Annotated in this window: 19 protein-coding genes; 11 read left to right on the top strand and 8 right to left on the bottom strand. The window is 39.8% G+C overall.

Annotation, left to right across the window (positions count from 1 at the left end; genetic code table 11):
• Positions 1-50 precede the first annotated feature (50 nt).
• Positions 51-1349 (top strand): FliM/FliN family flagellar motor switch protein, encoded by a 1299-nt coding sequence (locus BM161_RS05405; protein WP_074930986.1) that lies wholly within the window; start codon positions 51-53, stop codon positions 1347-1349.
• Here the strand turns inward: BM161_RS05405 and BM161_RS14460 are convergent.
• Complete coding sequence (locus BM161_RS14460; RefSeq protein ID WP_218150241.1) at positions 1333-2457, bottom strand: HD domain-containing protein; 1125 nt, start codon at positions 2455-2457, stop codon at positions 1333-1335. The two genes, BM161_RS05405 and BM161_RS14460, sit on opposite strands and share 17 nt — an antisense overlap.
• Positions 2458-2505: 48 nt before the next feature.
• Between BM161_RS14460 and BM161_RS05420 the strand changes: the two genes are divergently transcribed.
• From BM161_RS05420 to BM161_RS05455, 8 genes are all read left to right on the top strand, one after another.
• Positions 2506-3549, top strand: coding sequence for an aldo/keto reductase (locus BM161_RS05420; RefSeq protein WP_074930987.1), 1044 nt, complete (start codon positions 2506-2508; stop codon positions 3547-3549).
• Between the two features lie 55 nt (positions 3550-3604).
• Complete coding sequence (locus tag BM161_RS05425; RefSeq protein ID WP_074930988.1) at positions 3605-3820, top strand: DUF1902 domain-containing protein; 216 nt, start codon at positions 3605-3607, stop codon at positions 3818-3820.
• Positions 3820-4014, top strand: coding sequence for a type II toxin-antitoxin system HicA family toxin (locus BM161_RS05430; protein WP_074930989.1), 195 nt, complete (start codon positions 3820-3822; stop codon positions 4012-4014). Before BM161_RS05425 ends, BM161_RS05430 begins: the two co-directional genes overlap by 1 nt.
• A 25-nt stretch (positions 4015-4039) precedes the next feature.
• Entirely contained in the window at positions 4040-4528 is a 489-nt protein-coding gene (locus BM161_RS05435; RefSeq protein ID WP_074930990.1) for a hypothetical protein, read from the top strand.
• A gap of 45 nt (positions 4529-4573) precedes the next feature.
• On the top strand, positions 4574-7462 hold the full coding sequence (locus tag BM161_RS05440) for a UvrD-helicase domain-containing protein (RefSeq protein WP_074930991.1): 2889 nt from the start codon (positions 4574-4576) through the stop codon (positions 7460-7462).
• Positions 7463-7727: 265 nt separating this feature from the next.
• A complete protein-coding gene (locus BM161_RS05445) occupies positions 7728-9647 on the top strand; it encodes a DNA topoisomerase IV subunit A (protein WP_074930992.1) in 1920 nt (639 codons plus the stop codon).
• Positions 9647-10246: an IMPACT family protein gene (locus BM161_RS05450; RefSeq protein WP_074930993.1), complete on the top strand. Its 600-nt coding sequence runs from the start codon at positions 9647-9649 to the stop codon at positions 10244-10246. The genes BM161_RS05445 and BM161_RS05450 overlap by 1 nt, the downstream gene beginning before the upstream one ends.
• 5 nt (positions 10247-10251) lie before the next feature.
• Complete coding sequence (locus tag BM161_RS05455; RefSeq protein ID WP_083425686.1) at positions 10252-11550, top strand: endo-1,4-beta-xylanase; 1299 nt, start codon at positions 10252-10254, stop codon at positions 11548-11550.
• A 16-nt stretch (positions 11551-11566) separates the two neighbouring features.
• Here the strand turns inward: BM161_RS05455 and BM161_RS05460 are convergent, their stop codons facing one another.
• Positions 11567-12202 carry an HAD family hydrolase gene (locus tag BM161_RS05460; RefSeq protein WP_074930995.1) on the bottom strand — a complete coding sequence of 212 codons (636 nt, stop codon included), beginning with the start codon at positions 12200-12202 and terminating at the stop codon, positions 11567-11569.
• A 64-nt stretch (positions 12203-12266) separates the two neighbouring features.
• Here BM161_RS05460 and BM161_RS05465 point away from each other — a divergent pair, with 64 nt between their 5' ends.
• On the top strand, positions 12267-13145 hold the full coding sequence (locus BM161_RS05465; RefSeq protein ID WP_074930996.1) for an alpha/beta hydrolase: 879 nt from the start codon (positions 12267-12269) through the stop codon (positions 13143-13145).
• 84 nt (positions 13146-13229) lie between these two features.
• Here the strand turns inward: BM161_RS05465 and lon are convergent, their stop codons facing one another.
• From lon to BM161_RS05490, 5 genes are all read right to left on the bottom strand, one after another.
• The gene (gene lon, locus BM161_RS05470; RefSeq protein ID WP_074930997.1) at positions 13230-15653 is read right to left on the bottom strand and encodes an endopeptidase La; all 2424 of its coding nucleotides are present in this window, start codon (positions 15651-15653) and stop codon (positions 13230-13232) included.
• A gap of 126 nt (positions 15654-15779) precedes the next feature.
• Positions 15780-17480: a serine/threonine-protein kinase gene (locus tag BM161_RS05475; protein WP_074930998.1), complete on the bottom strand. Its 1701-nt coding sequence runs from the start codon at positions 17478-17480 to the stop codon at positions 15780-15782.
• Complete coding sequence (locus BM161_RS05480) at positions 17473-18495, bottom strand: metallophosphoesterase family protein (protein WP_074930999.1); 1023 nt, start codon at positions 18493-18495, stop codon at positions 17473-17475. Before BM161_RS05480 ends, BM161_RS05475 begins: the two co-directional genes overlap by 8 nt.
• A 24-nt stretch (positions 18496-18519) precedes the next feature.
• Positions 18520-18864 carry an FHA domain-containing protein gene (locus BM161_RS05485; protein WP_074931000.1) on the bottom strand — a complete coding sequence of 115 codons (345 nt, stop codon included), beginning with the start codon at positions 18862-18864 and terminating at the stop codon, positions 18520-18522.
• A 2-nt stretch (positions 18865-18866) separates the two neighbouring features.
• Positions 18867-20018 (bottom strand): Mbeg1-like protein, encoded by a 1152-nt coding sequence (locus BM161_RS05490; protein ID WP_074931001.1) that lies wholly within the window; start codon positions 20016-20018, stop codon positions 18867-18869.
• A 99-nt stretch (positions 20019-20117) separates the two neighbouring features.
• Here BM161_RS05490 and BM161_RS05495 point away from each other — a divergent pair, with 99 nt between their 5' ends.
• The gene (locus BM161_RS05495; protein WP_074931002.1) at positions 20118-21467 is read left to right on the top strand and encodes a uracil-xanthine permease family protein; all 1350 of its coding nucleotides are present in this window, start codon (positions 20118-20120) and stop codon (positions 21465-21467) included.
• A gap of 164 nt (positions 21468-21631) precedes the next feature.
• Here BM161_RS05495 and BM161_RS05500 read toward each other — a convergent pair whose 3' ends face one another.
• On the bottom strand, positions 21632-24409 hold the full coding sequence (locus BM161_RS05500) for an ankyrin repeat domain-containing protein (protein ID WP_074931003.1): 2778 nt from the start codon (positions 24407-24409) through the stop codon (positions 21632-21634).

Raw genomic sequence — 24409 nt, forward strand, 5'->3', positions numbered from 1 at the left:
TGCCGGCAGAAGTGACAAATAACCGCCTTGCGCGGTACAGGAGATTTATTATGAACGCACAGAAAACTGGATTATTGATTTATGAGATGAGAACACGCAAAGGACTCACTCAGAAGGAACTTGCAGAAAAATGCAATGTTACAGATAAAGCAGTTTCAAAATGGGAACGCGGCGAAGGCTGCCCTGATGTTACTGTTCTGCCGAAGCTTGCTGAAATCTTTGGGATCGAAGTTGAAAATATTATGAACGGTGAGATTCCCTTGAGTCAGGATGTGAGTGGAAAAACAATTAAGGATTACAACTTTCGACAGCCGGACAGATACCCCCGCTATATGCAGAGGGAACTCGGCATTCTTGGAGAAGATATCTGTAAAGTTATAAATCAGGAATTTACCGCCATTCTAAACGGCCGCTGTGATTTTTCCGTTGAAATGGTTGATCAGATGGTAAATATTGAGTTTCTTAATTCAATTCCACAAAAATGCTTTTTCTATGATTTTGATTTTGCAAATGCCGGCTTCACTATTGAAATTGACCCTGAACTCGCAAAAGCCCTGATGAAACAGGATTTTTCTAAGCATGAGGCAATTACTGATTTTGATCTTGAAGTTTTTAAGGAACACTTTCTGAAAATTATATGCAAAGTCATGAATCAGAAAATTGCTTTAAGAACAGATAAAAAGTTACCAGAAGAAAAGTTTTCGCTTGCAAAGGTAAATGCGTCTGCAAATCCTAACCAGACTCGGCAGGAGGAGCATAGAATGATGCTCTTACTTGCCCTTAAAGGAAAGGCCGACGATAAATCCGGCTGGATAAATATTCAATTCAGTGACACTCTTATCGAAAATATGTTTCTTAGTGGCTGGTTTAATGAGGACATGCCGGGTAAAATAAAATTCCAGAATCTAAAAAACATCAAATGCCGGGAAGAGCCCGACAACATTTTTATTGAGTTTGGTCGTTTCCGTCCGGAAAATGTGGAACTTGAACCTGGTAAAATCCTGATTCTTGATAAAAAAGAAAATGATGGTCTTGATGTTGTGTATGAAAACCGAGTAATCCACACAGGAAAGACAGTTAGTATAGACGAAAGCTTTGGAATTGAAATTGCAGAGACACCCCAACTTTCAGAAATTGAATACACCGAAAAAGATTACATTTCGATTCAACTAGGAAGCGCATCCTTGAAAAAAGAAGAAATTGCAGCTCTGCACCAGGGCTCCTACATCACTCTCAAGCAGCGGGCCGGTGATCCTTCTCTGATTATCCGAGCCGGCAAAGTTATTGCCACCGGCGAAATCTGTATTGCCGATGATACTTTTGCAATCCGGATTACTGAGGTGAAATGATTTCGTAATAGTCGCGGCCGGCTAACTTTTCGAAGTAAGCTTTGAGTTCAAAGTTTTTATTCCACTTACCTTGTGGATAATAGCCGTACCGCGCTTTCACATCACCCATACGCTGTTCAAGATTAAGGGTGCCGTCGGCACCGCAGGTGGAATCGAGCAGCTGGATGAGGCGGTCATAATCGTCGTATTCGGCGGCGGCTAGAAGCTGTTTGACTTCTTCCATCTGATTATCTGAAATATCGATTTTTCCAATATAGTCTTCTGTTGTCTTCAGGTTGAAGGAATGAGTCAGGCAGATAAGGGCTGCTTTTTCGTAGCCGAAGGACATCAGAAAATGATAACCGTCGTAAACATGTGCTATGTAGGTGTGCCCTTCCTGACGGCCAATGTCATGAAGAAGTCCATAAATGTATGCCAGATCAGGATTCATTTTTTCTTCACCACAATTCTCGTTTACTGCCCGTGCCATTTTTTCTGCCGCCCTGGCCACTGCATAACTGTGTTCGCGCCACGGACCTGGATTTTTCTTTACTCCTTCTTCGAGCAAAAGTTCTGCCATACAGCGTGATGGTTCAGACTTCATGCCTGCCATCATTTCGAGTACGCGGGCATCACGTGCAATCATTGCAATATTAAAATCGTTTGTATCGTGGTACTGGCGGTTTGCAAGAGCAGCGTCTTTTATTGAAACAATGCAAAGTTCAAAACCGGCTTCGTCCTCGTAGGCATCGAGATTCTGGCTGATGATTTTGAGATTTCCGTTTGCGTCTCGCTCCACATCACACTCATAATAAAAATTATCCTGAACAAATATTGTGTTTTCAGCAAGTCCCGATTTCTGATATCGAGATGCGACTCCATACTCGCGCACACTCTCCGGCACAAGAACAAGCCCTACTTCTTCCTGCACTTCGCGAGCCAAAGCTGCAATCTTATCTTCCCCTTCATGAATACCGCCACCGGGAAACTTGTAGTATCCGAGCTTTGTTGCATAAACGAGGGCGAGCTTATCAACACCAACATGAATAATCGCACGAGCAGAATCGCGTCTCGAGCGTTTCCAGTCTGCACCATAATTTTTTAAATCCATTGTAAAAAGCTGTTTCATTTGCAATTAGTATATAAAACTTTCCCCGCCTATGCTATAATACCATCCATGAAAACAATCACTCTTGGAACCACAGGTATTACAACTCCTCAAAATGCATTTGGAGCGCTTCCTGTACAGCGCGTTAATATGGAAACTGCCGTTGAGATTTTGCACAGAGCTTACGACGGCGGCATGACTTTTTTTGATACAGCACGTGCTTATTCCGATAGTGAAGAAAAGATGGGCGAAGCATTCGGCAAAGGCTCTAAGTGGGCCGAAAGTCACAACCGCGAAGAGATTTTTATCGCAACAAAGTCTGCAGCTGAAACTCCAGAAAAACTTAAGGCTGATTTAGAGACTTCGCTCCGTAATCTGAAAACTGATTATATTGACATTTACCAGCTGCACTGCGTAAAGCAATGCTATAAGCCTGGCGACGGAACTGGTCTTTATGAAGTTCTTCAGGAAGCAAAGGCTCAGGGGAAAATCCGCCACATTGGAATAACTGCTCACAAAATCGGAATTGCAGAAGAAATCGCGGAGAGCGGACTTTATGAGACGCTGCAGTTCCCATTCTCTTATCTTGCAACTGACCGGGATATCGCACTTGTTGAAAAATGCCGCCAGAACAATGTAGGCTTTATCGCAATGAAAGGTCTCTCTGGTGGACTCCTCACTAACGCTAAAGCATGTATGGCCTTTATGCTGCAGTATGATGTTCTTCCAATCTGGGGAATCCAGAGAATGAGTGAACTCGAACAGTGGCTGGACTTTTTCCGCGAAGAGCCGGAACTTACTCCGGAACTCGATGCTCTCATCAAAAAAGACCGCGATGAACTGCTCGGAGAATTCTGCCGTGGCTGTGGTTATTGCTCGCCATGTACAGTCGGCATCACAATAAATCAGTGTGCCCGTATGAGCCAGATGATTCGCCGCGCACCTTCAGAAGCCTGGCTCACTCCACACTGGCAGGAAGAAATGATGAAGGTTGAAAAGTGCGTTGACTGCGGTGCCTGCCTTAAGCGCTGTCCTTACGAGCTGAATATCCCGACACTACTTCGCAAAAATCTTGTAGATTATAAAGAAATCTTAGCTGGGAAGAAGATTTAAAAATTTCTACTTTTAGTTACTTATATGGTATAATAAAATCAATTGGAGGTAAAACATGGAATACAGAGTAAATTTTACATGGGATGATGAAGCTAACGTTTGGATTGCTCAGAGTGACGATATTCCTGGACTCGTGCTAGAAGGGGGGTCTCTTGATGCCTTGTTTGAACGAGTTCGTTTTGCAGCTCCAGAGCTTATTGAACTGAATAAAACACCAACCTTAAATTCATTATGCTTTAGCGTAGAACGTCATGAGAAGGTATTTGCATAATGGCAGAATACGAAAAGAAGGTTCGAGAAATCCTACTGCAAAATAATTGCCGCTTTGTCCGTCATGGTAAAGGTGACCATGATATTTATTACAGCCCTATTACAAACAGAAACTTCACAGTAGATTCAAAAATTAAATCCCGCCATACCGCAAACGCCATAATGAAACAAAGTGGTATAGATCATCATTTTTAACCTAAATCGGATAAATTAAATAACAATGGAAAACAAAAAAAACGAACAAATTCTTTCACTGGTATCTAAAGCACATCAGCCAGCTTTACAAAAAGCTATTGATTTTATGGAAAATCCAACACAACAAACTGCAGAAGCAGTAGCTGAAGTAATGAATGAACTTTTTGAAATAAAACAGAATATGCGAAAAAGAGATGAAGTTGTTACACATCTTGACTATGTAATAAAATATGCCGTTAGAGCTACTATAGATTTTCCCTCAACTCAAAAGTTTTTCGATGTAAAAACTGCTCATAAAAATGGAAAAATCACAAATTCTGAAGAAATGTTAAAACGTCTACTACAACATTTCAATAATCCAATTGACTTCGTATCTTGTATTGATTTTAATTATAATAATCTAAAAAAACTTATGGGCGATAAATTTATGAATGATAATTCTGATATTATTTCAGAATCAGACGTTGCCCCAGCGGTTTATATGCGAAAAGATTCGGCTGATACTAGCAAATGAATTTATCTTGAGAATTGAATTCTTATATATTAAAATATAAAAGATATGTCACTTAAAACTCGTTTATTTAGGAAAAAAGATGATAGCACAGTTTCTGTACAGATAAATAACTCTATTCAATCTGATAACCCATCCGTAAAAGCAATAATTGAACTTAATCAACACATATCAAAACTTCTTTCTTCTGATTCTTACATTGCAAAAAGTGAATATCTTAAGTTTATAGAAGCACGAAAAGATGCTGTTTCATATTTTAAACAACTAAATATTGATAATATATTAAAGAATTTTTGTTCAAAGAATCATATAACAACAGAATTAGTTCTTGAAACAATCGATAAACTTGATAACTTAAAAACTCTTACTTCAGAACATAATAAAAACTTCATTAAAGAAAAACTTATTTCTGAAAAAACATATTTGGATAATATATTAAAAGAAATTGATCCAAACATTATGCTTGATGAAGACCAGCGAAAAGTTGTCCTGACAGATGAGGATTATTGCCTTGTTATTGCTGGTGCAGGAGCTGGAAAAACAACTACGGTTGCTGCAAAAGTAAAATATCTTGTAGAAAAGAAGAATATCAAACCAGAAGAAATTCTAGTTGTTTCATTTACAAACAAAGCTGTTGGAGAGTTAAAAGAAAGAATTCAAAAACAGCTTGGCATCGATTGTCCTATAACAACATTTCATTCAACAGGAAATGCTATTTTACATAAAGAAAATGATGATAAATTGAATATTGTACAAAACGAAAAATTATATTTTGTTCTTGAGGATTATTTTAGAGATACAGTTTTACAAAATCAAAAGTTGCTTGATGATTTAATTCAATTTTTTGCTACTTATTTTGATGAGCCAATTACAGCAAAAGATAAAAACGAATTATTCAATAAACTTTCTTCAGCAAATTTTTCAACAATGAAAAGTGAAGTTGGTGAAATAAATTATGATCTTGAAATTAAGAACTCTCGAAGAAAAGAATATGTTACCATCCAAAATGAAGTATTACGTTCTTATGAAGAAGTTCAAATTGCAAACTTCCTATATCTGAACAATATAGAATATGAATATGAACCTCGTTACAAATACAATATCGAAGGTTCCAATAAACCTTATACTCCTGATTTTCTAATTCATCAAAATGGAAAAGAAGCATATATTGAACATTTTGGTATTACACAATCTGGATGTAGCAATAGATATAACAAAGAAGAATTAGAAAAATATAAAAAGGCAGTACATGACAAAGTTGATTTGCATAAACAGCATGATACTACCTTACTTTACACATTTTCAAGCTTTATTGATGGAAGACCTCTACTTGCTCATTTGAAAGACCAGTTAGAAAAAGCAGGCTTTACACTACAGCCTCGTGACAATAAAGATGTTATGCGAAAAATTACAAATCAAGATGGAAGTAGATATATACGAAAACTTATTAATCTTGTAGATAGATTTATTTCTAATTTCAAAACAAATGGATATTCAGTCGAGCAGTTTGAAGAATGGAAAATAAAATCAAATAATGAAAGAACAAAACTATTTCTTGGAATATGTAAAGAATGTTATCTTGAATATGAACGTTATTTACAAAAAAATAATGCAATTGATTTTTCTGATATGATTAATAAATCTGCAAAACTTCTAAAAGAATCAAAGGCTGTAAGTGATCAAATAGATTTCAAATATATAATTGTAGATGAATACCAGGATATTTCCCGGCAGCGTTTTGATTTAGTTGGAGCTTTACATGATGTAACATCAGCCAAAATAATTGCAGTTGGAGATGACTGGCAATCTATTTATGCATTCAGTGGTTCGGATATTACCTTATTTACTCAATTTGAAAAGATTATGGGATATGCGGAACAACTCAAAATTACAAACACTTACAGAAATTCACAGGAAGTTATAGATATTGCTGGTAACTTCATTCAGAAAAATACAGCTCAAATCAGAAAAGAATTAAAATCTCCAAAAACAATAAAAGATCCAGTAATTATTTATACATATGATTCCAAAACCAAGAAATTTGGTGGTAATGCAAATTATAATCTTGCTAAGGCTGTTGAGACTGCTATAGGCCAGATTATTGAGTTCACCAATAAAGAAGAAAAAGATCCAAAAAAACAGGAGATTTTATTATTAGGACGATTTGGTTTTGATGGTAAGAACTTAGAACGATCCGGATTGTTTGAATTCAAAGAATTTGGAAGTAAAGTAAAAAGCTTAAAATATCCTTCATTAAAAATTACATTCATGACCGCTCATGCATCAAAAGGATTGGGCTATGATAATGTAATAGTTATCAATGGCAAAAACGAAACCTATGGTTTTCCTTCAAAAATTGAAAATGATCCAGTCTTAAATTTTGTTGTAAAACGAGACGATTTTATAGAAGCTGCAGAAGAAAGACGGCTTTTCTATGTGGCAATGACTCGTACAAAAAATAGAGTTTATTTTATTGCTCCTGAGTCAAACCCGTCAGAATTTTTACTTGAGATTAAGAATGATTATAAAAATGTAATCTTAAAAGGAAAATGGAACGAAGAAACTTCAGAAGCCTTAAACTATAAAAAAATCTGCCCTATGTGTGGCTATCCATTACAAAAGAAGGTAAAAAACGCCTTTGGTCTTCGTTTATGGATTTGTATGAATGACCCGGAAGTTTGTGATTTTATGACAAATGAAATTGCTGCTGGTAAACTTTCCATTCAGAAATGCGATAAATGTGATGGATATTTAATCGCAAAACCAAATGGAGATAGAACAGATTACTTTCTTGGATGTACAAATTTCAAAACAAATAAGACAGGCTGTAATAATACCATTAGTAAGATTGATTATTATAAAATGAACAATTTAACACTTGAACCAGCTCCTAAAAAAGTAATCCCAAAAGGATATACTCCTCAAAACAATAATTAAACCGGGGGTCTTAGGGGGCTGGCCCCCTAGGAGAAGGGGTAGCGGACAAGCAACAAAGCGGAGAGAAGCAGCACTGCTTGCAGTGATGCTTCGTGGAGCGACTTGCTTGGGAGCGAGGGGAAGGCCTTCCCCTCCTCAACTATTGAAAATCCCGAATTTATGATTTATAATTTATATGGGTGGATATTGCACATAAATTGTCATTTGGGATCCCCGGGTCAAGCCCGAGGATGACACAGTTCGGCAGTATCTTAGGGGAAAACTAATGGCTTATGTAAAAAATCTGTTCGATCAGAACTTCATTCAGTATGCGAGTTACGTTATCCGCGACCGCGCTATTCCAGAAATCACTGACGGACTTAAACCTGTTCAAAGACGAATCATTCACACTTTAATCAAGACAGACGACGGACGTTTTACTAAGGTTGCAAACGTGTGCGGTAAAGTTATGGCTTATCACCCGCACGGTGATGCTTCTATTTATACTGCTCTTGTAAACCTTGCCAACAAGGATCTTTTTATAGACAAGCAGGGAAACTTTGGTAACATGTTTACGGGCGACGGAGCTTCTGCTCCCCGATACATTGAGTGCCGCCTCCGCCCTATCACAAAAGAAATCTTAAATACAAATCCGCGCATTACTCAGTATGTTGATACTTATGATAGCCGCGACGTTGAACCGACTGCTTTCCAGGCAAAGCTTCCGCTCGTTCTGATTATGGGTGCCGAAGGTATTGCCGTTGGTATGAGCACAAATATTCTCAGCCACAATATTCACGAAGTAATCGAAGCTGAACGCAAATGCCTTCGCGGCGAAAAGTTCCAGCTCTTCCCTGACTTCCCTACCGGTGGTCTTATCGACGTAAGTGAATATCAGGACGGTCTTGGAAAAATCATCACACGTGCAAAAATGGACACAAGTGATGAAAAGAAAATTGTAATTACAGAACTGCCTTACGGCTCAACTACCGAACGTTTGTGTGACTCAATTGAAAAGGCCGTAAAAAACGGAAAGATTAAGGCAACTTCAATTCAGGACTATACATCAGATAAAGTAAATATCGAAATCCGTCTTCAGCGCGGTGTTTACACAAAAGACGTTGTAGATTCTCTCTACGCTTTCACAGACTGCGAACAGACAATCTACTGTAACCTCCTGGTTATTAAAGACAACATGCCGGTGCAGATGACCTGTACTCAGGTAATCGAGCATCACTCAAAGCAGCTCGTTGGAATTCTCAAAGCAGAGCTTCAGCTCGAAAAAGAAGACCTCATGGAAAAGCTGCACCTGCGTACCCTGGAGCGAATCTTTGTTGAAGAGCGCATCTATAAAAAGATCGAGCAGCAAAAAACTGAAGAAGGCGTAATCAAGGCTGTAAAGGACGGTTTTAAGCCATTCGCAAAAGAACTGATTCGCCCGATTACAGATGAAGATGTTGATCACCTTTTGAAAATCCCAATCCGCCGCATCTCGCTTTATGATATGAGCAAGAACAATGCCGAGGTTGAAGCAATCAATGCACGCATCAAGGAAATCAACCGCCTTCTCAAGCATCTGGTAGATTACGCAATCAGCTGGCTTGACGGAATTGAAAAGAAACTTGCAGGTCTTGGCGAAGAGGCTCTTAAGCGTCACACCCAGATTACAAACATCAACGCTGTAGACGTAAAGGCAGTAACTAAACGCGACCTCGCTCTCAAGTATGATGAGAAAAACGGAAACCTCGGAACAGAAGTTTCTGGCGGTGTGGAACTCTTCAAAGTTACTCCATACGACAAAGTGCTTTACGTTCGAAAGAGCGGAATCTACTCTGTTTCAGAAAGTCCGAAAAAACTTTTTGTTGGACCGGAAATGCGTTACTGTGGTCTTGCAGACAAGGAAAGCCTTTCAAAGGTTCTCTTTACAGTTTTATACCGCGATCCTGCAACTCAGTTTGTTCACATCAAGCGTTGTAAGATTCAGGGGTATATCATGAACCGCGACTACTTCTTTGCTCCAGAGGGCTGCGAAGTACTCCATGTTGATACCCGTAAGACCTTTACTTTCCAGCTCAACTATGTAAAGAAGCCTCGCCTCAAGGTCCTCACCGAAAAGTTCAAGGCCGATAAGTTTGAGGAAAAGAGTCTTAAAGCAAAGGGTATCCGCGTAGCTAACAAAGAAGTTCAGGATATTACCATCGAGTAATGGAAGTATTAAGTTCATACATAAACTACGAAGAAACCATCAAAGGCTCACGCTTTCTCTCTGAGCTCTTCCCCTGCACTACACAGGCCGAAGCTCGTGAACTCGTAAAATCTCAAAAAGCAAAATATGCTGATGCAACTCATGTAGTTCACGCCTTTGTAATCGGTCCTGGTGCCGAAGTTATGGGCATGAGCGATGACGGAGAACCAAGCGGCACTGCAGGCCGCCCAGCCCTGGACGTTCTCCGTGGCCGTGGTTGTACAAATACAGTTCTCACTATCACCCGCTGGTTCGGAGGCACTCTGCTTGGAACAGGCGGCCTCGTAAAAGCCTACGGCAACGGCGCAAAAGGAGTCTTAGCTGCCGCAGATGCCGCAGGCCTTTTCGAAGAACTAGTTTCAAAGAAGTCCTTCACCTTCTCTACCGACTACGCCCTCTACAAACTCATAAAACTCACTCTCGAACAGTTTCACATCTACAACCTGAACGAAGATTTCGGAACAGAAATTACCCTCACAGGTGAAATCCGCGAAGACGAGCATCAGCCATTCATCAGTAAACTCCTTGATATTTCCAACGGCAAGATTATTGTAAAATAGTCTACATGAAAAGAAAAACTTTATTAACTGCGACATTATTAGTCGCACTATCACTCACATCCTGTAAGGGAAAATCAGAAAAAGCAGAAGCACAATCTTCTCAGCCTTCACAACCGGAGGTAACTGGTATGACAGCAACCTTATTAAAATCTGCTGAAAAAACACGTGCAGAAGAAGAGGCCGCACTTGCTGATGTTCCAGAACAGGCAGAACCTCTTTTCAAAACTACAGAACGCCGTGGCTTTAAAATGGGTGCTGTAATTTCTTATCAGTCAGCACTCAAAGCAGACTATACAAATATGATTAAGTCAGACTTCAACAGCATCACCGCTTCCAACGAGTTCAAAGCTTATTCTCTTCTTAATCAGAATGAAAGCATGAGAGCTGAAAACGGAATGCCTGTAATGAATTACAGCCAGGCAGACACAATTGCAAAGTTTGCACAGCAAAACGGAATTGGAATTCGTGGTCACGTACTTGTCTGGGATGCATATATGCCAGTCTGGTTCTTTAAAGAAGGCTACAGAAATGATAGTGCTTTTGTAGATTCTGCTACAATGAAAAAACGCCTTGAATATTACATTAATGAAGTTGTCTCTCACTTTGAAACAGAATTCCCTGGCGTGGTATACTGCTGGGATGTTGTAAATGAAGCCGTAGCAGATGGAATTAACGAATGTAATGAATATGATGAACGCCGTATCCGCACCTTGCGCAGCGGAACTCCCAATTATTTCTATGAAGTAATTGGCCCGGATTATGTAGAACTGAGCTTTAAATATGCCCGAGAAGCAACTGCCAGGGTTAATCCAAATATCAAGCTTTTCTACAACGATTACAACACCTTCTATTCTCCAAAACGAGAAGCAATCGGCAAGCTTATCGAAAGTATTAATAAAGAAGAAAAGCTCTGCGATGGAGTTGGAATGCAAGGCTATGTTGGAGGTTATGGCCAGCAGGACGGATGTATGAATCCAAATGACATAAAACTCTTTGCAGATGCAATCAGATTCTACGGAGAGAAAGGACTTGAAGTTCATGTAACAGAACTCGCCCTTCGCAATTATGATCAATCACAGGCAAAAAAGCATGAAGACTTCTATGAAGATTTTTTCAGAATGCTTGCTGATTCAAACGCAACAAATAATTATCTTACAAGCGTTTCTATCTGGGGTCTCACAGATAATCCGACTCTTCCAAGATCAGATTACAGTTACAAGATGAACGGACCGTACTGTGGTATCTACAACTATAATCTGAAAAAGAAAGCTGAGTTCTATAGAATTATTAAAGCAATGCAATAGAAAATCTTCAACATACTTAAAACATTTCTTTCAAGCCTTCAAGGGAATCAAAAACTGCTACACACATTTTTCTGATTTCTTCTGAAGGCTGAATTTTATCTACTACCATGATTGGCTTAAGGCCGGCAGCATAAGCACTTTTTATTCCGTTAAGACTATCTTCAATTGCATAACATTCTGCCGGTTCAAGTCCTACAGATTTACAAGCCATCAGATAGATTTCCGGATCAGGCTTACTGTGAACAACCATATCACCTGTTGTACGGGTTTCAAAAAAATCAATTACACCGGCAGTACGAAGCTGATGCTCTACCGTAGGACCTCTTGTAGATGATGCAAGAGCCAATGTATAGCGAGGCTTTAAGTATTCAAGAATCTCTTTAGCATAATGCATAAGAGGAATTCCTTCTGCTTCTTCTATCTCATGGAAAAGTTCTGAAGTGCGGGTAAGAAAGCCCTCCCCGTCAAAATCTTCCCCAAAATGTTTTTTGAAAATTGCAATTGTGTCGTTTTTATTTGTACCGCGACATTTGTTTATAAGATCTATATTGATTTCAAGATTACGTTCTTTAGCAGCTGCAAACCAGGTTCTGTCTGAAATTGTTTCGGAGTCAAGAATAACTCCATCCATATCAAAAATAATGCCTTTCATAATGAAGGAAGTTTAGCACATTATCTTAATAGAAAAAAGCAGAATTAGTTGATATAATTAAATTATGAAAAAGATTATTACTATTCTCGCGGTTTCTTTTATTTTCACTATTGCCGCTTTTTCACAGGATGCAACTATTTACCTTTGGCGAAATGTTAAAGGAATGGAAAGACAGCCTTCTGTTATGTTCATGCACAAAGCAAAAGAAAATGCCCCAAAAACTAATACAGCAGTAATTGTCTGCCCTGGTGGAAGCTACCATCATCTTGGTCTTAAGGGTGAAGGAAATACAACCGCCACCTGGTTTGCAGAAAACGGAGTTACTGCATTTGTTTTAAAATATCGTACTGCAGAAAGTCTTTATCATCACCCTGCTATGCTTCAGGATATTCAGCGTGCAATTCAGATTATTCGTGAAAATGCAGAGGAATACGACATTGATCCAAATAAAGTTGGCGTAATCGGATTTTCTGCCGGCGGACACTTAGTTACAATGGCCGGAGAATTCTTTGAAACTCACAACGAGATTGAAAAACTCGGACTTGAATGCAAAGTTTCTCTCCGCCCGGATTTTACAGTTCCGGTTTATCCAGTTGTTACAATGCAGGATGATATTGCACACCGCTGGAGCCGCAACAGTCTTTTGGGACACGGCAAGAAAAATCAGACTCAGGCTCGAAAAGATGAGTTCTCAATGGAAATGAATGTACCGGACAACATGCCGCCAACTTATGTAGTTGTCTGCAAGGACGACCCGGTTGTAATTTATGAAAACTCCTTCCGCCTTTACGATGCCCTTCAGGCAAAAAAAATACCGAGCCGCCTCGCAGTTTATGACTGGGGCGGACACGGCTTTGGAATGAAAGACAACGATTTTATGAAAGAGTTCCACTGGAACCAGTCACTTAAGGAATGGTTAGTGGAATTGGGATTTATGGAGTAAGCCTTATGGTGGTTTCGACAGGCTCAACCACCGGTTTCACGGCTCATACGGTGGTTGAGCTTGTCGAAACTACCGCAGACATCTCTATTTCACTCCCAGCGCAATCTCTAGAACTTCCCTTACATCGCTAACCGGCATAAACTTAATGCCCTGTTTTACATGAGAAGGAATTTCTTCGAGGTCGCGCTCGTTTGCCTTCGGAATAATAATTGTCTTAATCTTATTTCGTTTTGCAGCAACAGTCTTTTCGCGAAGACCACCGATTGGCAGAACCTGTCCTGTAAGTGAAAGCTCACCTGTCATTGCGAGGTTCGGCTTAATCTTCTTATCCATTAAAAGAGAAACAAAGGTTGTAGCCATTGTGATTCCCGCACTCGGGCCATCCTTTGGAGTTGCTCCTTCCGGAATATGAAGATGTACGATATTTTCTTCGAACCACTTTGCATCCTTTACACCACGATCTAGTACAAACTTGCGTGCCCAGTCAAATGCAATCTGGCTCGACTCCTTCATTACATCACCCATCTGACCAGTGAGCACAAGACCGCTCTTTCCAGCAAAAGAAGTTGCTTCAATTAAAAGTGTGTCACCGCCCATGCTTGTCCAGGCAAGACCAATTGCAGTTCCCGGCACACTTGCTGTTTTAATCTGACTTTCGTCAAAGACCGGTTTACCAAGGTACTTGAAGAGGTCTGGAGCATCGAGAGTTACAGTATTTACGGTGGTTGAGCCTGTCGAAACTACCGCAGACTTCGCCCCATTAACATCTTTATTCTCCTGCTCAAAAACCATCTCAGTAACAATCTTACGATGGATCTTATCAAGACACTTTTCGTAGTTTCGTACACCGGCTTCGCGGGCATACTCTTCTGCAATTTCGAGCAAAGCAGCCTTTGTATATTTTACCTGATTTTTTGCAAGTCCGTTTTTCACAAGATTCTTTGGAATCAGATACTTCTTTGCAATCTCAATCTTTTCCTGATCAATGTAGCCGCTCAATTGAATAATTTCTGCACGGTCGAGCAAGGGTTCAGGAACAGTATCCAGAGTATTCGCAGTGAGGATAAAGAATACATTCGAAATGTCATAAGGCAAATCAAGGTAAGTATCGCGGAATGAAACATTCTGCTCAGGATCCAGTACCTCAAGCAAAGCACTGGCAGGATCTCCGTTATGACTTGAGCCCATCTTATCAATTTCATCAATCATAAAAACAGGTGTACTGCTCTTAGTGATTTTGAGGCCCTGTATAATTTTTCCAGGCATAGCTCCAATGTAAGTACGGCGGTGACCTTTAATTTCTGCTTCATCGCGCATACCACCAACAGAGAAACGATAGAAAGGTTTATTCATTGCATTTGCAATTGAACGTCCAATCGAAGTCTTACCAACTCCCGGAGGTCCAACAAGAAGAAGAATAGAACCTTTTGCATCCTTCTTCATTTTGCGTACTGCAAGATATTCTACGATGCGCTTTTTTACATCCTCAAGGCCAAAGTGATCTTCCTCAAGAATCTTTTTAGCGCGGTTCAAATCATAATCATCAACCGCAGGAACCTTCCATGGCAGCTGAGTAATAAGTTCAAGGTAATTACGGGTAACAAGCCATTCAGAAGAGTTTGGATCCATCATAGAAAGTTTTGAAAGCTCGCTCTCTACAGTCTCTTTGATTTCGCCTTCAAAGGCCAGTTCTTCAATCTTCTTTTTGAATTTCTGATAGTCGGTTTCGTTACCGTCTGCAGTTTCTCCAAGCTCTTCCTGAATTGAACGCATCTCTTCGCGAAGGAAATATTCACGCTGATTTTTTTCAATGCGGTCATTAAGTTCGCTCTGGATTTTTTTCTGCACACGAAGCAGTTCCTGTTCCTTTTTGATAAACACAAGAACCTGTTCCATACGCTGGCGAACATTCACAGTCTCAAGAATCTTCTGCTGCTCATTTTTATCAACATTAAGAATTGAGGCAATAAAGTCTGCAATTTTTCCAGGATTGTCGATATTTACCATATTAAGGCGCATTTCTTCAGAGAACAGAGGATTGTTTTCACTAACCTCTTTCATTTCGCTGATGAGTGCACGGGTAAGAGCCTTTACTTCAAAAGTATTAGATTCTTCATCTTCAAGATATTCTACTGCGGCAGCCATTGGCGCTGAATTGTGAAGCGGCTTACGGATTTTAAAACGCTTTACAGTAGAAATAAAAATATTGATTCCACCGTCAGGAAGATTTACTTTCTTGATGATTCTGGCAGCGGTTCCAACTTTATGAAGGTCATTGATTGTCGGACTTTCTGCATCATTTTTGAGCATAACGATTCCGATAAAGCCTTCATTTTCATAAGCCTCTTCAACAACCTTTACGTCATCATTTGAGGTTATCATAAGCGGAGTGAAAATGCCCGGGAAAATCGGACGGCCCGCAAGAGGAATTAAAGTCAGTTTATTTGGAAGCAGCTGATCTGTTGAGATAATTGAATTCTCGATTGAGTTGTCATCTTTATTTGCCATACTTTTAATATACTGATTTTTTTAGTGAATCGTCAAATAAATACGGATAATGTGAAAAATAATAGGGCTCCCGCTGTATTATTTTTCAATTAACTGAGTTCTTATGAACCACAAACAATCTGTATCTTAATCATTTTCGTTGGGACTCAACTCTGAGGAGATAATTAACTCGTCCTGGTACCAGTCTATCAGGAGGGAGAATTCTTCGCCGGTGTAGTTTTCGGCTTCGGTACGGATTTTCCAGACAGTACCTGATTCAAAGTTCTCGTCTTCTAACTCAGAAAGCGGGAGCCACTTATTCTTATAGAGAATTTTGAACTGAGTTATATCTGTAATGTCCGCGCCTGTTACGCTGTCTGTGGCAAAGGTTTTGATTTTCAGATTTCTCTTTGTGTTTTTCAAAAAGTCACAGGTAATAAGAACCTCTTCATCGCCGGCAGAAAAACTCTTCCACCAGACATAAGGTCCAACAACAACCTTTACGCGGTAACTGCCCTTCTTCAAAAAAACAGGACGCATAGAGTAAATCTTGTTATGACTTACGGGGCGTGAGCTTATGAGCCGTGAATTCCAGAAATTGATTTTTTCCCAGAAAGCTTTTCCCTGCTCACTGAAAGTGCGGTCTGTTCCGCTTACTTCCGGAATCTTATCTCCATCATTTATAAAGAAAAAGGCACGGGCCGGAAGGTCTAGGTTTCCAGAGAGCGCGCGAGGCATTTCAATCTCAAGAGAAACTTCTGTATACCATTTTGAGAGCACAGTTTTATGAATGAGTCCGCTGTACCACAGGCCTGCAAAAACAACGGCGGCTGCGGTAACACTTAAGATTACCCGTCTCACAATACGTCGACCGCGGTCCTTCTGCGCAAGGCTGTCTGGCGCGAATGTATGCTGCTTTGTGGTAATTACCGACTTCGCCAACTGCACTCGAAGCTCATGAGTATCATAGTGGCGCAGATATTTTTTCACCTGACGGAGCACGGCATCAATCGACTGATATCGAGACTTAGCCTTTGGCCGAATCATCTTATGAATCAGCCGGCAAACGTCTTTCGGTACATTCTTATCGATTTTGCGAGGACTTATATAACGGCCCTTCTTTATTGTATTCAGAGTTTCAATTGAAAGAGTTCCCGGGTATGGTTTTGTTCCGGTTACCATTTCGTAAAGCATAATGCCAAGCGCATAGATGTCGGCACGGTGATCAACGCGCGCGCTGTCTTCAAACTGCTCGGGCGGCATATAAGCCGGAGTTCCAAGCGCAACGCCGGTCTGTGTATGTTCACTGCTTCCATCAAACGTGCCGTCCCCCGTGCCGCCCGAGCCCGCTGCGGCTCCGGCTCCATTTGTCGCATGGTCACTTGCGATTCCAAAATCTGCTAGCTTTATTTCGCCCCGCTTCGAAAGCAAAATGTTTCCCGGCTTAATATCGCGGTGAACAATTCCTTTTGAATGCGCATACTTTAAGGCATAACAGGCATCCTGCATAACAAGCATTGCAATCGGGCACGGAAGTGAAGTCTGTTTTTTGATAAGAGCATCGAGGGCAGTTCCATCAACCAGTTCTTCCACCATATAGCGGAAGCCGCCTTCAGTAAAATAATCAAAGAGATGTACGATGTAAGGACTCTGTAAATCAAGCAGCAACTGGGCTTCTTTTTTAAAACGGCCGGCATCCCCGGCATGTCCACGTGCAGTCATTTTTTTGATTACGACATAGCGCTTCAAAGACGGATGAATTGCCTTATAAACAAGGCCCATTCCCCCCTTCGCTATTATTCCGAGAACCTTGTATTTTCCAATCATCGGTGGGAATTCGTTACTCATTTTTAACTACCTCTTTGATATCCGTATCCGGATTAAATTTTCTATCTGGCTGAACAAATGCAATATTCTGTTTTCCAGGATTATGAATCTGAATATATCTTCCGTTCTGCAAAAGCTTATAGTTTCCTGTAACAGGTCTGTGTCCGCCAAGATAAACGTAATCATCCATTGCAGACTCTTTCTCTCCTGCCGCATCACAAAGATTCTTTACAATCTTTGCAGCACTTCCGGGATTCGCAACACCATTATCTGTCCAGGTCAAACCTTCTACAATACCCTCTTTGATTCGGGCATCTTTTATTTCTTCCATTGTCCAATCTGTAAAAGGTTCTGCATGTGAAACTACACATTTTTTTCCAAAGTAAACAAGCGGAAGACTCTTCTCCACACAATTTATAAGATAAAGAATATCATCGCCATAATAATCCTGAACAAATACCATTCCCATTTCACCTTCATCGGCAAACTTACGGAAGGCATAATCTCCATTACCTGTTGCGTTCAGAATATTTTCATGATTTCCCTTAAGAATATGCACGTAAGACGGAAAAGTTGTTTTGAGTTTTAAGAGCCCGGCTAGAAGACACAAACCTTCCTGCATTTCTGCAGAAAGTGCAGGTCCTGTATAAATGCCCGCATTAAACTCAGCTGCCGCCGCTGCCCAACGCTCTCTGGTATTACGCTCGGTGTGAAGAATATCTCCCACGCTCAAAAGCCGAACCTTTCCCGCGCCAAGCGCTTCATAAACTGTCATATCATCAAAAATCTGATATTCAAGAATATTCATCAGAAAATATGGGCGCGCATGTAAATCTGGAATTACAATAAGAGGAAGTTCATCCTTGTGAAAATCTATAAGACTTCCAAGGCTTCCATCTGATGCTGCTGGTCTGTAATCCGTTTTTTCTGAATCAAGGCATTCTGAGGCGCTGTTCAATAATTGAAAAAAATTATCATAAAACGGCAGAGTATTTGAGGTAAGTATATCTTTAATTGTCTGAAACTCTGAGTCCAAAATTAATCCTGCATCTTTATGGATTTATGAAATTACAAGATTCATATTTCCAATTGAGATTTTATCACCCGGATTCAGTTTAACATATTTTTCATTTGGGATTCGCACTCCATTAATAAATGTGCCGTTGGTACTTCCAACATCCTTAATAAAATATGCATCTTTGATTTTCTGAATCATTGCATGATGACGGCTTGCAAGTTTATTGTCTACCACAACATCATTATCTGTGTCGCGGCCGATTGTAATTTTGGCTACAAGCTCAACCTTCTTATGATTAAACATAAGATATGAAGCTGGTTTTCCTTCACCAAGAGAATCAAGATGGCGTCCTACCGGACTGTTAGTTACAATTGTTGTATCACTCATAGTTAAATTATAGAGCCACCGCCCGTTATTCGCAAATTATTTTTAAGCAGAACAAGAGGTTTAAAGATTGGAATATCATCTGCAATTACGTCCTTGAACATACTTAAGATTTTCTTCATATCATTTCTTTTGGTTCTGTCCAGTTCTGCATAATAAGCAAGCATTTTAGCGGTTGCCTTAAGCGCTTCCTTTTCTATTTCGTTATTTGTTTTACAGCCCGAAGCTTCCAGAATTCCAAACATTGTCTGTACAAATTCTTTTTTCTGAGAAACCTTGAGCTTATCAATCCATTCATTAAAAGCACTGTAGAATAAGCGGCTTTCATCTGTAAACTCTGCTTCATTAACGAAGTTTGAGCCCATTATCTGCCAGCTCATTGCATCGTGCTGCCAGAAAGCAAAACCTTCACTCTTTACAATTTCAAAATTCTTTGGATGATGGAAAATCATACCAACAACCGAAAATCCCGGATAGAAAGAATAGATTCTCTCTTCCACTGCCTTGTATTCCTCTGTATCAAAGAAATCTGCAGCAAAACCTGGTCCATCAAAGTTATAAACATTGTCTATACGTTTCTGAGCTTTTTCACCACAGTTTACAGCTGTATTTATAACAAGGTTTCCGCCTTTAGAATGTCCTGTAAGAATAAAATTACCCGAAAGCGCCTTTTCTGCTTCTGAAAAATACTCAAGGGCATCTTTCTGCGCCGGAATCTGAGGAATCCAGGCAATATTAAAATCTTCCTTCCAGCCAACTATAGTATCATCTGTACCGCGCAATGCAATTACGTTCTTTCCATCTATAATAAAGGTAACTGCAGCAAACTGTTCTACATTTTCTTCATTATAAATGCTTCTAAAGCCGCATAATTCAACATTACGGTATCTTTCAGATTCTGCTGTCTTAAACATGAGTTCTGCAGTTCTTTTATTGATAAGAAAGCCTATATTGATTCTTTCCTCATAATCTGTTGTAGCTGCAAAATCTTTGGCAACCTGAGCAAAGGTTTTTCTTTCTGTAAAAGTAGAAGGAACTACCCCATCAAAGATTGAATAACTAAGATGTGCAAGGAGCAAAGCATCTATCTTATTGAAAGCAACCTTATCAAAAGATATATCACCGCGCCAATTTAAATAATCAAAAAAATCTGCCATATGCACCTCTTTTTCAATTATAATGGATTTTTATAATTGAATTCCATAATTTATAAGATTATAATGAAAAAAATATAAATAAAAAGGAGTCAATCAAAAATGGATTTGATTTACGGAATCAAAGACAAACCAAGATTTGGTAAAATTGTACTGTTCGCCTTACAGCAGCTTCTTGCTATTATGGCGGCTACAATCGCAGTTCCTGCAGTTGTTGGTCATAATCTTTCTGCATCTGCCGCTTTGTTCGGTGCCGGAATTGGAACTATCGTTTATCTGCTTTTTACAAAAAGCTCAAGCCCTGTATTCTTAGGAAGTTCATTTGCTTTTCTTCCATCTATGTTCAGTGCTTTTGCAGGTGCTGCAACTCTCGGATTAACAGAACAGGCTGGTTACTGGGGTCTCATCATTGGTGCCCTCATGGCAGGTCTTGTTTATGTAATCTTAGCTATCGTAGTTAAGTTCTGCGGTGTAGAATGGATTAACAAGCTTATGCCTCCTGTAATCATAGGACCTACAGTTGCAATTATCGGATTAAGCTTGTCTGGTAACGCTGTTGGTGATCTTGTAAAATCAAGTACTGCAAACGGAAGCACTTATGTAGCACTTATCTGTGGTCTTTTCACACTTGCTGTTACAATGCTTTATTCAACATACGGTAAAAAAGTTGGAAGACTGATTCCTTTTATTCTTGGTATTCTTGGCGGATACCTTCTCGCAACTTTGTTTGCAATCATCGGAAATATCAGCGGAAATGAAAGTCTTGTTGTAATTAATTACGGAGCATTCAAGGCTCTTGATTTTAAATCTTTCTCTGGCTACCTTTCTCTTCCTGGATTTACCTTCCTTAAAGGTGGTTCAGAAGGACTTAAAGCTGTTTCTGGAAAATATCTTATTACTCTTTTTACTGCTTATGTTCCAGTAGCATTTGTAGTATTTGCTGAGCACCTTGCAGACCACAAAAATCTTTCATCTATCATTGGACAGGATCTTCTGAAAGAGCCTGGTCTTACACGCACTCTTCTTGGAGACGGTGTAGGTTCTATTGCAGGTGCTTTCTTTGGCGGATGTCCAAATACAACTTACGGTGAATCTATTGCCTGTGTTGCTATTACACGCAATGCTTCAACAATCTCTATCTGGGGATGTGCATTTGTATGTATCATCTTCTCTATGATTTCTCCACTCGTAGCCTTCCTTGAAACAATTCCTTCTTGTGTAATGGGTGGTGTTTGTGTAGCACTTTACGGCTTTATTGCTGTATCAGGATTTAAGATTTTCCAGACTGTTGATCTCAACAAGAACAGAAACCTTTTTGTTGCATCTGTAATCTTCATTACTGGTGTAGGCGGAATGGTAGTAAGCTTCGGCGCTGTTGAAATCAGAACTGTAGCTTGTGCGCTTATTCTTGGTATTCTTACTAACGTGATGCTTTCTCGCGAAGATGCTTAATTAACTTTAATCACTATTGCTCCAAAAAGCAAAAAGGGTACAGATACACGATGAGCTTATGACTGACAAGCGGTCAAGCCGCTTGCAGTATAACTCAGAGTGTATCTGCACCCTTTTTTCTTTTCTGCGCAATACTTATGCATACATTATTTTAGTATTCTTCGTTATTTCAACAATGCAGCTATTTCTGGTCTTCTCCAGCGCACAGCAATAGTATACGCTGTATCGCCACTAACATTCTTTACGCTCTTATCAATTCCATAAGAAATCAATGTCTTTACCATTTCTACAGAACTTGTCTTTGCTGCATAGTGAAGAATTGTATTGCCCTGAACATCTGTCATTTTTCCGGCATATTTTACGATATTCGAAATCATCTTTTTGTTTCCCTTATCAAGAGCAATTGAGATTCCGTTTTTGCCCTTCTTATCAATCTGCTGAAATGGATTAGCACCGTTTTCAAGAAGAACAAGGGCTGTCTTTACATCATCAGCTTCAATAGCATAGTTGAGTGCTGTATAACCATCTGCATTTCTTGTATCTACAGGGTAGCCTTCATCAATCAAAACCTGAAGAAGTTCATCAGAAGCCTTGGCTTTTACAACAATGTGAACAGGAGTATTACCATCACTGTCTGTAATTGTGTAGTTATTTCCAAGAACTTCACGGATTACATTAATGTCTTTCTTTACAACAATTGAGAATGGTGTGTTGCCCTGCTTGTCGCGAGACAAAGGATTTCCACCGGCATTTCTGATTAATCTGATAATATCTACATCAGCCATGTAAGCAGCCTCATGATAAGCATTGCGGCCGTTTACTTCCTGAACATTTGGATTAGCACCATACTTCAAAAGAAGCTGTACACTGTCTTTACTGCAGCCACGGATAGCATCCATAAGAACTGTTACGCCGTTTGAATCGCAGGTATTTGGATCAGCACCAGCAGCAAGAAGCTGTTTTGCAATTTCAAACTTTCCAGCTACAACAGCCTCGGCCAGTGGAGACTTTCCAGAGGTATTCTGAGCGTTTACATTAATTCCAAGAGAAAGAAGTTTACTGATAGAAGCAGGTGCATCCCAGCGAACAGCGGTATGCATTGCTGTACTTCCAAGATTATCACGAACCTGAATATCTGCTCCAGAATCAACTACTGTCTGAATAATATCAGGATTATTTGTCTTTACAGCATTGAACAAAGGTGTTTCACCGTTTGCATTTTTAGCACCAATATCTGCACCCTTCATAACAAGATTTGCAATTGCATCCTTATACTGCCATTCTGCTGCATAATGAAGAACTGTATTTCCTGTTCCATCTTTAGACTTGATTGTTCTTGAAGTAATAAGCCAGTCCTGAACTGTTCCGCCATACTTAAGTGCAAGTCTCAATGGAGAATTATTGTTTGTATTTGTAGAGAAGATATCTGCATTCTTAGCAAGAAGAAGCTCCCCTACCTTCTGTCTGTTTTTGAGGATTGCAAGGAAGAGTGCTGAGTTTCCGTCCTTGTTTCTTGTATTTACATCCTTCATAAGGCTGATAAGATACTGAATCTTTGCCAGAGGAGCGTCACACAAAAGTGCGAGATGAAGAGGTGTATTACCATTTGAATCTGTAAGTCCGGCATTTGATTCATTTACAACTGCTTCAAGCATTTCTGAGGTTCCAGCAAGTGCAATAGAAAGTGGAGACTCACCATTTGTATCCTGAGTATGAATGTCTGCCCCTGCACCAGTAAGAAGTTTTACTGTCTCAAGGTCATTTTTCTGAACTGCAATTGAAAGTGGTGTTACACCTTCCTTGTTGCGTGCGTTTACATCTGCACCGCCATTAATAAGCACCGCAAAAGTAGAAGGTCCAACATTGAGCATTGATGCAGTATGAAGTACTGTATCACCAAACATATCTTTCTGGCTCAAGTCTGCACGGTAAGTAATAAGAAGTTTATAAATCTCTGCTGTCTTTTCCTTTGGAAGAATCAGCATTACCGGAGTTTTTCCAAGATTGTCGCGGGCATTTACATTAGCACCAGAGTTCAAAAGAGCTTTTGCAATTTCTACATTACCATAGCGAACAGCTTCGTGCAGAGGAGTTGCTCCTGAACTGTCCTGAACGGTTGTATCTGCATTGTTTTCAAGAAGATATTTTGCAATTGCGTTATGTCCGTAAATTGCAGCAAGATGAAGAGGTGTCTGACCATCATCAAAGCGAGAGTTTACATTACGTGCAAGCATTGCTTCCTGGAAATAAGCAAACTCTGTCTCTACTTCATCTGCACCGCCCATTATAAGTTCAGCTGCAATTTCTACAGAATCTTCATCATCAAGATTTTCAAATGCAACATCAAGAGGAGTTTTTCCATTATCATCTACAACAGAAATTGGAATCCCCTGTGTAATACATTTTCTGATTCCCTTAAGATTCTTTGTTTTTACAAAATAATGAACAATAGTCTGACCTTCAATATCACGAAGTTCTCCAGCCTTTGTTGTAATAAAGATATCGTAATACTGATCATTTGCAGCAAGTCCGCAATCAAGAGCTGTGAGCCCTGAACTGTCGCGTGAGAAAAGTGTTGTGCTTACTGCAGAAAGAGCTTTTGCAGCGCTGAAGGAATTATTTTTGATGGCAACGTGGAGAGGTGTATCACCTTCATAATTCTTTAATTCAGGATCTGCGCCCTTAAAAATAAAATATGTTACAAGCTCTGCATCATCTACTTTGGCAGCGATGTGAAGTACTGTATTTCCATCCTCATCAACTGCATTGATATCTGTAGGCATTACAAATTCCTGCATTGCCTCTGCTTTTTTATTCTGCATGATGAGCTGTTGAGGTGTCTGTTTTGAAGCTACCGGCTTAGAAGCACAACCGGAAAATAAAAGGAGTCCGGTCAGTCCGGCAAAAGCAAGATTCTCGAAGAGTGATTTTTTTCTATCCAT

This window comes from Treponema bryantii (assembly GCF_900113965.1).
Lineage (GTDB): Bacteria > Spirochaetota > Spirochaetia > Treponematales > Treponemataceae > Treponema_D > Treponema_D bryantii_A.